Source organism: Coprococcus sp. ART55/1 (assembly GCF_000210595.1).
Lineage (GTDB): Bacteria > Bacillota > Clostridia > Lachnospirales > Lachnospiraceae > Coprococcus > Coprococcus aceti.
Genome location: NC_021018.1, coordinates 2561744 through 2573252 on the forward strand (window position 1 = coordinate 2561744; position 11509 = coordinate 2573252).

16 protein-coding genes are annotated in these 11509 nt (G+C 44.1%); all 16 read right to left on the reverse strand.

The features are described 5' to 3' along the window. The coding region (locus tag CCU_RS11505) for a PrsW family intramembrane metalloprotease (RefSeq protein WP_208896200.1) at window positions 1-709 on the reverse strand (709 nt) is incomplete at its 3' end. 208 nt (window positions 710-917) lie between these two features. After that, a complete protein-coding gene (locus tag CCU_RS11510) occupies window positions 918-1862 on the reverse strand; it encodes a DUF4097 family beta strand repeat-containing protein (RefSeq protein WP_015534788.1) in 945 nt (314 codons plus the stop codon). 2 nt (window positions 1863-1864) lie between these two features. Beyond that, window positions 1865-2458, reverse strand: coding sequence for a DUF1700 domain-containing protein (locus CCU_RS11515; protein ID WP_015534789.1), 594 nt, complete (start codon window positions 2456-2458; stop codon window positions 1865-1867). Next, entirely contained in the window at window positions 2436-2771 is a 336-nt protein-coding gene (locus tag CCU_RS11520; protein ID WP_015534790.1) for a PadR family transcriptional regulator, read from the reverse strand. Before CCU_RS11520 ends, CCU_RS11515 begins: the two co-directional genes overlap by 23 nt. Window positions 2772-3005: 234 nt before the next feature. After that, entirely contained in the window at window positions 3006-3878 is an 873-nt protein-coding gene (locus CCU_RS11525) for an aldose 1-epimerase family protein (protein ID WP_015534791.1), read from the reverse strand. A gap of 135 nt (window positions 3879-4013) precedes the next feature. After that, window positions 4014-4238 (reverse strand): beta-galactosidase, encoded by a 225-nt coding sequence (locus CCU_RS11530; protein ID WP_070097446.1) that lies wholly within the window; start codon window positions 4236-4238, stop codon window positions 4014-4016. Window positions 4239-4244: 6 nt separating this feature from the next. Further along, a complete protein-coding gene (nadA, locus tag CCU_RS11535) occupies window positions 4245-5159 on the reverse strand; it encodes a quinolinate synthase NadA (protein ID WP_015534792.1) in 915 nt (304 codons plus the stop codon). A 25-nt stretch (window positions 5160-5184) separates the two neighbouring features. Next, complete coding sequence (locus tag CCU_RS11540; RefSeq protein ID WP_156327928.1) at window positions 5185-5709, reverse strand: transcription repressor NadR; 525 nt, start codon at window positions 5707-5709, stop codon at window positions 5185-5187. Window position 5710: 1 nt separating this feature from the next. Then, window positions 5711-6565 (reverse strand): carboxylating nicotinate-nucleotide diphosphorylase, encoded by an 855-nt coding sequence (gene nadC, locus CCU_RS11545; protein WP_015534793.1) that lies wholly within the window; start codon window positions 6563-6565, stop codon window positions 5711-5713. A 2-nt stretch (window positions 6566-6567) separates the two neighbouring features. Further along, window positions 6568-7848 (reverse strand): L-aspartate oxidase, encoded by a 1281-nt coding sequence (locus CCU_RS11550; protein ID WP_015534794.1) that lies wholly within the window; start codon window positions 7846-7848, stop codon window positions 6568-6570. A 150-nt stretch (window positions 7849-7998) separates the two neighbouring features. Further along, a complete protein-coding gene (locus CCU_RS11555; protein WP_015534795.1) occupies window positions 7999-8781 on the reverse strand; it encodes an AlkZ-related protein in 783 nt (260 codons plus the stop codon). 8 nt (window positions 8782-8789) lie between these two features. Continuing rightward, window positions 8790-9200: a peptide deformylase gene (locus tag CCU_RS11560; RefSeq protein ID WP_015534796.1), complete on the reverse strand. Its 411-nt coding sequence runs from the start codon at window positions 9198-9200 to the stop codon at window positions 8790-8792. A 20-nt stretch (window positions 9201-9220) separates the two neighbouring features. After that, a complete protein-coding gene (locus tag CCU_RS11565; RefSeq protein WP_015534797.1) occupies window positions 9221-10411 on the reverse strand; it encodes a class I SAM-dependent methyltransferase in 1191 nt (396 codons plus the stop codon). A 70-nt stretch (window positions 10412-10481) separates the two neighbouring features. After that, on the reverse strand, window positions 10482-10931 hold the full coding sequence (locus CCU_RS11570) for a YaiI/YqxD family protein (protein ID WP_015534798.1): 450 nt from the start codon (window positions 10929-10931) through the stop codon (window positions 10482-10484). Between the two features lie 26 nt (window positions 10932-10957). Next, window positions 10958-11164 carry a YdbC family protein gene (locus CCU_RS11575; RefSeq protein WP_015534799.1) on the reverse strand — a complete coding sequence of 69 codons (207 nt, stop codon included), beginning with the start codon at window positions 11162-11164 and terminating at the stop codon, window positions 10958-10960. Window positions 11165-11304: 140 nt separating this feature from the next. Continuing rightward, window positions 11305-11509: ADP-ribosylglycohydrolase family protein (locus tag CCU_RS11580; protein ID WP_208896202.1), on the reverse strand; the 205-nt coding region annotated here is incomplete at its 5' end.

The window sequence follows — 11509 nt, forward strand, 5'->3', positions numbered from 1 at the left end:
GATTCACCCATATAGGATTTACCGCTATGATATGATCGTTCTTTGCCGCATGGGATATGAGCAGGAACATCAGAACCACCGACAGGATCAGAACCAGTATGCACAGGATCACGCTGGTGTCATCAATCGACAACACAAAATCATACAGTCCGTGTATTCCCATGGTGCTAAAATACGCTATCAGCATATTGCCTGCGGCACCCTCGCCCTTGTTCGCATTCTCTCTCGCCTTTGAGTAGAAATATCCCATGATAACGCCGCATGAGCAGTGAAGTGGGATTGCTGTCACAGCCCTCAGGATTCCGAGTCCTATTCCACCCTGGAATACATACAGGATATTCTCCAGTGTTGCAAATCCGAGCGACGAGCACACGCCATATATAACGCCGTCATAGCTGTGGTCAAAGTTCTTATTTTTCCATGTAAGTATTAACATTCCAAGGAATTTGCCCAGTTCCTCGATCATCGCCACTATAAAGAAGCAGTTGACCAGCTCATAAACCGCCGTTCCGGATTCCAATCCCATGTAGTATAACAATACGCCCCCAACCAGCTCCACGACTACTGCCGGTATCGTGCTGACAGCTCCCAGAACCGCAAGCCATACTAGCAGGCTCATTGGATCCCTGCTATTCTTATTTCTTCTGACTACAAATAACAGCAGTAACACCGAAGGTAATACTGCAAGTCTCAATGCAAATGCACTCATCCTTTACTCTCCCTGATATTTTCTTCCGTATAAATATATATACATATTAAAGATACCATTTTTAGCGTAAATCCACAATAAGCAGAGGCCTTTACCGACATTTTATTTCATTAATTAACTTTAATTTAGCCTAAATGCAACTCAAGGCAGGTCATTCCATTTCAGAAGACCTGCCTTGAACCAATTTTCAAATGTATTCAGTTACGACTTACTGTGTGACATCAATATCTCCGCTACTAGTCTCGATATTGCACTTTCCATCTGCTCCCTCAACCGAGTCCGGTACATTTACATCACCGCTGGATGTCTTTGTATTGTATTCATACTTCATTTCTGAGCCAATGCCGATCGATACATCACCACTGGTTGTCACGACATTGATCTCAGAAGCATCACAGTCTCTAATCATTACGTCACCACTTGACGCACGACCGTTTATACGTTTTGCCTTTATACTGCCAGATGTGATATTGCCACTGGAGGTCTTCAGATCAATATTATCCATCACCACATCACCAAGACTGACGTCACCACTGTTTGCTGATATTCTTGTATCCTTTGACGATACACTGTCAAGCTTAATGTCACCACTGCTGGTCGCCACTGTCAGAGCATCTGCATTTACCCCCTTTACGATCACATCGCCGCTGGCGGCCTCTATATCGATATTGCCTATTGCCAGATAATATTCCATATCCACGTCACCGCTGCTGGTCACGATCTTCAGATCATCGTACTCCGTGCCGGCCAGATACACCGTCACGGACGGCCATGCTCCAGAGTACATACCAATGGAAATGTTAAATGCCGCGTTTCTACTGTCATCTGCGGTTATCCTGAGCACGCCATCTGATATATCTACATGATGCGTCAGATTCTCGCAGTCATAATACTCCACATAACTTGTATCTCCACTCGCCTTCTTCACGGAAACATCCACATCTGATGCGCTTTTTACATCAATTGCAGTGAATTTATCTTTTATATCAACAGTCTTCTTTACGTAGTTCACCGGCTCCGATGTCATGTGGGCCAGATTAACTGTCACATTCGGCCATCTGAATCCATTTACAGCAAGTGCTGAGATCACAGTGATAATGCCTGCCACGATCATGACCGATGCAACAATAACAGCTTTCTTTGTTCTACTCATGACTATTTCTCCTTTACAAACATTCTCTTTATTCCATTCACACTGGCCTTGCAGACCTTAAATATACCAACCGTAACAGGCTTAACCGATACAACAAACAATATCGCTATACCAACTCCTATGAGTGCTGCTCCGAGCATTAGAACTGCTGTGTAAGGGCTGTGGGCCACGAACAGAGGTATGGTACATATCAATCCGCCTATTCCCGCAACCACAAAGCTGAGCACCACCGCATAGAATGATATAAGAAGTGCAAATGCAACTATCCACAGTGTGAGCAACAATACCGCCGCTGTAATGAGAAGTGGTATCCACACCGGAGAACCAAGTACTATGAGTACGACCTCCCATGCCTTGAGCTCGTGCTTTGGCTTGATCTTCTCCTTCACAAGCTTTGTAAGCGGCATATCTTCAAGTATCTGCTCCACTGCTGCATCAGGTGATCCCATATCTGCCACAGCCTCCTCCTCGGAAAGGCCATCCTCCACGCGGTCATCTATCATCTCGCTATAGTAATCCATAAACCTGTTCACATCATCAGCCGGCATCGCACTGATCCTGCTTCTTATCGACTCAAGATATTCCTGTTTGTTCATCTCTGACTTCCTCCTTCACAATAAATCTGTATATGGATTCCAGTTCCTTCCACTCTTCCTTGAACTCTTCTATCCTGGCTCTTCCGGCATCCGTAATATGATAATACTTTCTGAGTCTTCCGTTGTGCTCCACGGAATGAACCGTGAGCAGCGACCCCGCCTCAAGTCTTCTGAGGATAGGATAGAGTGTGGACTCTGATATCGTCACATACGGCTTCATATCTTTGATGATCTGATATCCATAGGAATCCTCGTCCTTGATGGCCGCAAGCACACACACATCGAGCATCCCTCTCTTCAATTGTATATCCATCGCTATACCTCCTTACGCAGTATACTATACGTCACATAGTATTATATGTCAAGTAGTATTTTCAGCACTCTACAAAAAGGAACAACAATGGAGTCAGGCACCTTTTACATAGGTTTTACATTAATGTATATGAAACATAACAAGCAGGGCGGGACATCTCACCAATGGGATGTCCCGCCCTGCTTACAAATTATATTCTGCTATATCTTAATCTGACACATGATATGTTTTCCATTATAGTATGTCGATGACATACTCCTTGCTGAACGAATGGCCAGCCTCAAGACTGTTTGAATACTCACGGTCCGCCAGATCTCCGTCATATCCCTCGCGGTCACACCTGCCAAACCAAGGCTCTATGCAGACAAATGGCGCATGTTTCTTTGCAGGAGACCATATGCCTATCTGCGGCACATCAAATCTCAACTGCAAAACCGGCGCATCAGATGAGTTCCTTAATGTAATCGTATTTATACCCTTACCATCCATGATCAGGGCATCCTCATCAAACATCTCATCACGCAGCTTTAAGACTCCATCTGTCAGTCTGTGCGTAACTGTTCTATCTCCAAGAACTCCATTTGCTGTCAAAAGACCACATTCAATCTCGTTCTTACCTGTGTGCATATCCAGAGAATAACCGCCGATGCCTCCCTCACATGCAAATGCAGGATGGGCACCGATAGAAAAATGAATCGTGTCAGTTCCCTCATTCACAACGGTCCACATAACATGTACAGATGAACCTTCAAGTCTGTATCCTATACAAAGACTGAAATCAAACGGATAGCTCTTCTGCCATGTATCATTCTTCTCAAGCACAAACAGCAGTGTATCACCAGTCTGGCCACCCACTACAAACTCGCTGTCCCTTGCAAATCCGTGCTGAGGTATATTCTCATAAACCACCCCGTTATGTCTGTAACGCTGTCCTTCAAGCTTTCCCACAAATGGAAACAGCACAGGAGAAACTCTTCCCCAATACTCAGCATCACCGCACCACATGTATTCTCTGTCTGTCTCGATACTCTTCAGGCTCACAAGCTCAGCGCCGTGAGTATTCACCTTTATAGCGATCTTATCATTTTTTAATTCAACAATACCCATCATGTCCTCCTATACTCCAGCCAGTCTGGCTGATCATAATTTGCAAATAATATTATACACTTTTATAACATTATAACACAGGTACAAAAAAATACGGTCGCTTAATGAACTAATAAGCAACCGTATTTTATATAATTAAGCAATAGTCGCTGTCGGGGTTCCAAGTATCACATGAAGCCCCTTCTCCTTTGCCTTGCTGATGACATGATCGAAGAACGAAAAGTCATACTGCCCCTCCGTCTTCTCCATGATATGCCATGCAAACTCCGCTATACGGATGACATTGCATCCAAGCTCTACGATATTGTCCATATCCTCATCGATCATGGATATGTCCCACTGCTCTGGATAATAATCCACACCTCGTTATCCAAGCGCGATCATTCTGTTGATGCAGCGGGAAGCTCCCTCCATCACCTCATCAGAAAGGACTATCTCTTCGCCACCTGTGCCCTTTAATACATTCAATATGTCAACCAGGGTAGTAAGCTTCATATTATGGCACATCAGCTTTGAAGAAATTGGATAGAACATTTTGTCAGGGCACTCATACTGAAGATGCTCCACAATACTGTGCTCTGTACCGATGATAAATTCTTTTTTCTCTGACTTTCTGGCATATGCCATAATTCCTGTGGTTGAACCTACATAATCAGCCTCTGCAACTACATCCGGCCTGCACTCAGGATGGACAAGAAGTTCCGCATGTGGATGTAACTCTTTTGCCTTCAAAGCATCATCTAGGGTAACCGCAAGATGTCTAGGACATCCGCCGTTAAAAAATGCAAATTCCTTTTCCGGCATCTGCTTTTGAACATAGTTTCCAAGATTCGGATCTGGAATAAAAAGAATCTTGTCATTATCAAGCTTGCTGCAGATCTGCACTGCTGATGAGGATGTCACACATACATCACAGGCAGTTTTCAATTCAGATGTCGTATTTATATAGGCGACAACCGCATATCCCGGATACTTCTTCTTCATCTCATCCAGCGTTTCAAGGTTCATCTGCTCAGCCATCGGACATCCGGCTTCAGGATTAGGCAGGTACACATTCTTATCAGGGGACAATATCTTACATGTCTCCGCCATAAAACGCACACCACACATTATTATATTTTTGCGGGAATCCTTGCTCGCCTCTACGCTAAGTCCATATGAATCTCCCATATAATCTGCAACTTCAAGAATCTCATGTCCCTGATAAGCATGTGCCAGTATGCAGAAATCTTTCTCTTTCTTCAGTCTGATTATCTCTTCCTGTATCTCTTTTATCGTCATTTTATTCTCTCCAAATCATTTTGTATTATTTCTCCCACTCCTGCCACGGAACAAGGAAGCCTGTCTCATCGAGCTTCTGCTCTATGTTGTCCAGGATCTCTTCACTTGGAGCCTCTATCAGATGGTAATGATATCCGTTCGTAGCATTTCCAAGCAGGGACGACTGGCTGTTTTCCAATTTTTTCATAAATTTTGCCACGTCGTATCTGGAAGCAATATTCATCTTTGCAGTAACACGATTGTACACCGTATGACTTATACTTACATTCTTTACAACACCGCCATAATCAACTATGATCGTGAGTTCTTCCTCAGTCCTGTCATAACCGTGTTTTACTTTAAACTCTCTCTGACATTTTGATTCATTCTTGTATATATAACCCCTGTTAGTTGCAATTATGCCATCATCAGCCGCCCTGATCACTGCAATATCCTGCACTATTATCTGTCTGCTGACTTCAAATTCTGACGCAAGCTTATTTGCCGGAACAGGGACATCTGAATTCTTCACAATGTCAAGTATCCTTTCCCTTCTCTCTTTTGCCTTCACTTTATTCCTCCGCATGAAGATTTTTCATCGATATATCCATTATAGGTGAACTGTGTGTAAGCGCACCGCTTGATATATAATCCACTCCCAATGATACCAGTCTCTCTATGTTCTCTTTTGTAACATTGCCTGAACATTCTGTCTCCGCACGTCCATCGATCAAATCGATCGCAGCCCTCATCTGATCCGTTGTCATATTATCAAGCATAATGATATCGGCTCCCGCTTCAACAGCCTCTTTTACCTGATCCAGTGTCTCAACTTCAACCTCTATCTTGCGGACAAATGGTGCATACTCCTTTGCCATTCTCACTGCATTGGTTATACTTCCCGCAGCGCCTATATGATTATCCTTAAGTAATACTCCATCCGACAAATTGTATCTGTGATTGCTGCCTCCGCCAACTCTGACTGCATACTTCTCAAATATACGGCAATTAGGCGTGGCCTTTCTGGTATCCAGCAGAGTAGTCTTGCTTCCCTTAAGAAGTTCTGCAACCTCATGGGTATATGTAGCTATACCACTCATACGCTGCAGGTAATTAAGCGCAACCCTCTCTCCAGAGAGAAGAACCCTGATATCACCAGTCACAATTCCCATAAGCTGGCCAGCCTTCACCTCATCGCCATCTTTGCAGAAGAACTCAACCTCAGTGCTGTCATCTAAGAGTGTAAATACTCTTGCATATACATCAAGTCCTGCAATGATTCCATCCTGCTTGCATATCAGGTCTACTTTTCCTTTCTGTGCCTTTGGCATCACCGCATTTGTGGATACATCCTCACTTGTGATATCCTCCTGTAAAGCCATCATTATAAGCTTGTCCGCATTCAATTTCATTGTTATCTGATTCATTCTCAGCCTCTTCTTTCTGTTTCTGTCAAAACTATATTCTTATATTCTCTAAACAAACCATCTATATCTTCATATTCAGACAGATCTATGTTGTCTTCTCCACAGCCTCTGTGCTCTCTGCTGAACATGATATCATCTGCCGCTCTCTGTGCAAAAACAAGCGACTCAAGTAACGAATTGCTTGCCAGTCTGTTTCTGCCATGCACTCCATTACATCCGGCTTCTCCTACCGCGTACAATCCTTCCATGGATGTCCTTCCGGCGAGATCTGCCTTCACTCCGCCCATGTGGTAATGCTGAGCCGGCACAACCGGTATCGGTTCAACAAGCACATCATATCCCTCATCCTTACACTGCTTGTATATATGTGGAAAATGCTGCAAGATCACATCTCTTCCAAGCGGTCTCAGATCTTCCCACACATGCTCCGTTCCATCTATCTCCATCTGTTTCCATATTGCATGGCTGACTACATCACGAGGCTGCAGTTCATCTGTAAACCTTTCGCCCGCCTTGTTTAGAAGCCAAGCGCCTTCGCCTCTCACAGATTCAGATATCAGAAACCTTCTTCCTTTATTCCGGCTAAACAGTGTCGTCGGGTGGATCTGCACATAGTTCAGATTCTCTACCTCTACTCCATGTTTTAAGGCAATTGCTATGGCATCACCTGTTATATGGGCAAAATTCGTTGAGTTCTTATATATACCTCCGATTCCACCACACGCCAATACAACGTTGTTGGATCTAAGTATGCTTATATTCTTCGCCTCATCAGCTATAACCACTCCACCACAGGCATTGTCATTGCAGATGATGTCGAGCATAGTCGTATACTCATATATCTCGATATTGGATTTCTTCTTTGCACATTCCAGCAAAGTGGATGTAATCTCTTTGCCGGTAATATCCTCGTGGAACAATATTCTGGGCTGGCTATGAGCTCCCTCCTTGGTGAAGGCAAGCTTTCCGCTCTCATCCCTCTCAAATCTAACTCCAAGCCTTATCAATTCTCTGATAACAAGATTCGATGATCTGATCATAAGATCGACTGTCTTTTTATTGTTCTCATAATGGCCGGCTCTCATGGTGTCTTCAAAATAATCTTCGTAATCTTCCTCACCCCGCAGCATACATATGCCTCCCTGGGCCAAAAAAGAGTCGGACTCATCAGCCCGCCTTTTTGTGATAATACAGACCTTTCTTGTCTCTGGAAAATTCAACGCACAGAACAAACCTGCAGCGCCAGTTCCCACAATAATAACATCATATACAGTGTTCATCATTTCTCCTCTTCAAGTAGGCATCATATTATTCTTTATAACCTGACTTGCATATAAACATAACATATGTAAACACATATGTAAAGATATATGTAATGTTATGTGTAAACTTTTGATGTAAACTTTTGAATTAGAGTTTTCTGTATACCGTCTCTACTTTAAGACTTTCTTTATCTGTTTCTCTGTGGCAATCGGGTAGACATCATCCATATGCTTCACTATCCTCTCCCACGATTCCTCAGGGCTCTCACCATATGCGGACGTCACGTGGTCATATCCCCACAGCTTCTCCGGCATGGAATACACAGCCACATTCCATCCGTATTCCGCGCCCTTCTTGTTCAACCGTTTTCTGAAGTCACATGCGCACAGGTATGTCTGCATCTGGAGCTGTGTCATCGTACCCTCAAAGCCTTTCTCTCCGCCCTTGCCAAATCCGGCAAGCTTCTTTATATCGAATGAAAAAAGTTCTGTATTGTACATACTATCCAGCTTTTCTGCTGCAAATTCCGCATCGCTCTCCTCGTCTATCCGGTCATCCATGAACAGATCCATGATCTTCTTCTGCCTGAATGATGCAAGCTCATCATCCCATCTGGCATCGAAATCATATCCAGCTCTTCTATAATTTGCAAAATACGGGAACCATTTCTTTGAGATAAATCCCGCCTTATTGTGGAAAAATTTGCCGTATGCGATATCGCCTCTTCTGGCTATGATCTCACGCCACACCCAAGGATCCCTCTGCGGGTCTTCACTCCACCAATACTTCTCCGTGGTTCGCTCTTCCACCGAAAATCCAGGTATCTCATTGCGGAAAAGAGGAAGAAATCCCACTTCCTCTATATATCCGATAAGTTCGTCCACCGTATGCAGGCACTCCGGATCATTCTCCGAAACTCCATACATGATCCATGTTCCGTCTTTTGATTCCATAAACTCTCCTAAATTATTCGCCCCTCAAGGTGATCCATCTCATGGAGCACTATCTGGGCTATATATCCGTTGAACTTCATACGCTTTTTTGCAAATGATGCATCCTGAAACTCTACTTCTATGTCTCTATACCTTGTCACCTTTCTCGTGCCGTCCAGAGACAGACATCCCTCTTCTGTCTCGTAAGCCCCCGACTTTGACAGGAGTACCGGATTCAGCATGACAACATTGGCAAATCCCATACTGACGATAATTATCCTCTTCTTATATCCGATCATGTTGCCCGCCATGCCGACGCACCTCGCCTGATTTGCCGCTAATGTGTCCTGCATATCTGCTATGATTCCCGCATCCATAGTCGTCATCGGAGATGACTTCTGGCTGAGAAACATCTGATCTCTTACTATCTGTTTTACCATAGTCTATTACCTTTCCTTATCTACTCACCATTCTTCACGTACAGGAATAATTTAGACTTGAGCAGCTTCTTCGGCGTCGCCGAGATCTCGCATATCTCCTCGTATATGCGGTTGCACACGATAAAATACGCAGCCAGGGCAGTCAGCACATTCTTCTGATTTGCGCTCTGGAAATTGTACTTCCCTGTCTTCTCATTCTTCTCGCTTCTGGCATGTTTTACCAGGTTATAGTCATTCCACCAATCCGCGATCCTGCCATCCACAAATGCGCTGAACGGCTTCAACTCGATATCTTCAAATGTGTCTATCGTCCTCACTGCGTCAAGCCTGATAGCCGGGAATTTCCTAAGCACAGGAGTAAGCCTGTCATGTATATTGTACTTCTTCCTGTAATCGTCCTCCTCTACCATCTTGCAATATATCTCAATCAGAGAATCAATATTGCTGCAGATGTTCAGAAACATATTTATGTATCTGCTTGAAAATGTCGGGAAGTTGCTCTTGTGAATGTCCACATACTCCGAACTGATCCTGACATCCTTCTCAATGATCTGGTATTGCTTCCAGAAAATGTTCAGAAATTCCTTCTCAGTTATGACAACTCTGGTCTTCTTCACCAGAACATTTACCCACAAATGTCCCTGACCTATCCTGTCAAGCCTGACATCCTGACTCGTCCATACATCCTCAAGCGATGCGCCTGAAACCAACGCCACCATATCGCAAACCCGGGCCTCAGTATAATTGGCAAATGTCCTTCCATCATCCCGCGTCCGTTCACTCTTGCCGTACTTCCACGAAGCATACAATACCCCGCCGACTCTTAGCGCCTTCATAGCCTTCTCAAGGATCTTGTGCATATCGCTCTTGGCAACATGGAGCAGCGAAGCACATGCCCACACAGCGTCAAATTCATTCTCATAGTTCATGTCCTCAATGCGCATATGCACAGCCGCTTTTCCCGTCAGCTCCTGAGTTTTCCTGCACATAGCCTCAGACGCATCCAGAGATACAACCTTGTATCCCTTGTCCAGAAAATATTTGCTGTCACGACCACTGCCGCAGCCAAGATCAAGGATCCTGCTGCCCGGCTTGAGATGTTCCTCAAAGCGCTTGTAAATGTCCGACATGTCAGCATTTCTGGTTACCTCGGAATATCTGTCAGCATGTGTATTGTAGTATTCTATTGTTCTGTTTGTATTTTTTATCATCCATTAAAATCTGACCTCTTCCGGTTCATTGGTGGTGAGGGTTCGAATCCTTCAACACCTTCATATGTATCTACAGATTATTTGCCTTTCGCAGCAGCTTCTCAAAAGACTCCGCAAATCTCTGGTCATCCTCTTCTGTCCTCTTCCTCGGCCCTTTGATATGATTCCTGCTCGATGCCCTTCTTGCCTTTTTATTCAAATGTCTCTCCATAAGCATCTGATCGATATTCTCATTTGTATACCACTTTCCCGATTGGTGTATCGCAAATGAACCTTTTCCCAGTGCCATCGCAGCCACGCCATAATCCTGAGTAACAACTATATCACCTCTATGGCAAATGCTTATCAGCTTGTAATCCACCGCATCCGCTCCGGCACCGACTACTACAACCTCACTGTAATCAGATGTGAGGACATGGTTCGTATCGCATAGAAGCGTTACTGGGATGTTGTATTTTGTTGCTATGTCTTCAACTATATCAATCACCGGACACGCGTCAGCATCAACAAATATCTTCATTGACCTAGTCCTTTCTCGTGCTGTCTCTACAGCAACGACTTTAATTCAGACGCCTCCTCTTCTGTAAGTGTCACACCCTTACCCATCTTCTCATGCTCCGGTGCCCACTCTCTGATATCATACTTTGGTGTGCCACCGTTCCACGATATCTTATTAAGTTCTTTAGTCCATCCCTTTGCACTTTCCGAGATCACTCCTATGTGCTCCACTATTTCGTATTTAAAATCTGCCATTTTCTATGTATCTCCTTTATTCTTTAAAGATAAAGCCCGTCACAACTCTTTGTTTGATGTGATGGGCCGTTGTTAATCATTATACCTGTTTTTATGAGGCTTTTCAATGATGCTATATCCTCAGAGACGTGGGATTACAATTATTGGAGCGAAGAAAATAATTCTTGATCTATCATGTCCATTGACTTCATCTTTGACAACCACTCATCTGGTATACCTTCAAGTCCATACATGATTCCCGCAAGTCCTCCGGCTACCGCTGCCGTAGTATCTGTATCGCTGCCCAGATTCACCGCCTTGAGCACGCAATCCCTGTAGTTATCCGTCGTAAGCAGGCACCACATA

Coding starts and splice junctions, on each gene's coding strand:
- CCU_RS11510 (WP_015534788.1), bottom strand. CDS start 1,862: ATGAGTAGAACAAAGAAAGCTGTTATTGTTGCATCGGTCATGATCGTG.
- CCU_RS11520 (WP_015534790.1), bottom strand. CDS start 2,771: ATGGATATACAATTGAAGAGAGGGATGCTCGATGTGTGTGTGCTTGCG.
- CCU_RS11570 (WP_015534798.1), bottom strand. CDS start 10,931: ATGAAGATATTTGTTGATGCTGACGCGTGTCCGGTGATTGATATAGTT.
- CCU_RS11525 (WP_015534791.1), bottom strand. CDS start 3,878: ATGGGTATTGTTGAATTAAAAAATGATAAGATCGCTATAAAGGTGAAT.
- nadA (WP_015534792.1), bottom strand. CDS start 5,159: ATGACGATAAAAGAGATACAGGAAGAGATAATCAGACTGAAGAAAGAG.
- CCU_RS11555 (WP_015534795.1), bottom strand. CDS start 8,781: ATGGAATCAAAAGACGGAACATGGATCATGTATGGAGTTTCGGAGAAT.
- CCU_RS11560 (WP_015534796.1), bottom strand. CDS start 9,200: ATGGTAAAACAGATAGTAAGAGATCAGATGTTTCTCAGCCAGAAGTCA.
- CCU_RS11565 (WP_015534797.1), bottom strand. CDS start 10,411: ATGATAAAAAATACAAACAGAACAATAGAATACTACAATACACATGCT.
- CCU_RS11575 (WP_015534799.1), bottom strand. CDS start 11,164: ATGGCAGATTTTAAATACGAAATAGTGGAGCACATAGGAGTGATCTCG.
- CCU_RS11550 (WP_015534794.1), bottom strand. CDS start 7,848: ATGATGAACACTGTATATGATGTTATTATTGTGGGAACTGGCGCTGCA.
- CCU_RS11515 (WP_015534789.1), bottom strand. CDS start 2,458: ATGAACAAACAGGAATATCTTGAGTCGATAAGAAGCAGGATCAGTGCG.
- nadC (WP_015534793.1), bottom strand. CDS start 6,565: ATGAATCAGATAACAATGAAATTGAATGCGGACAAGCTTATAATGATG.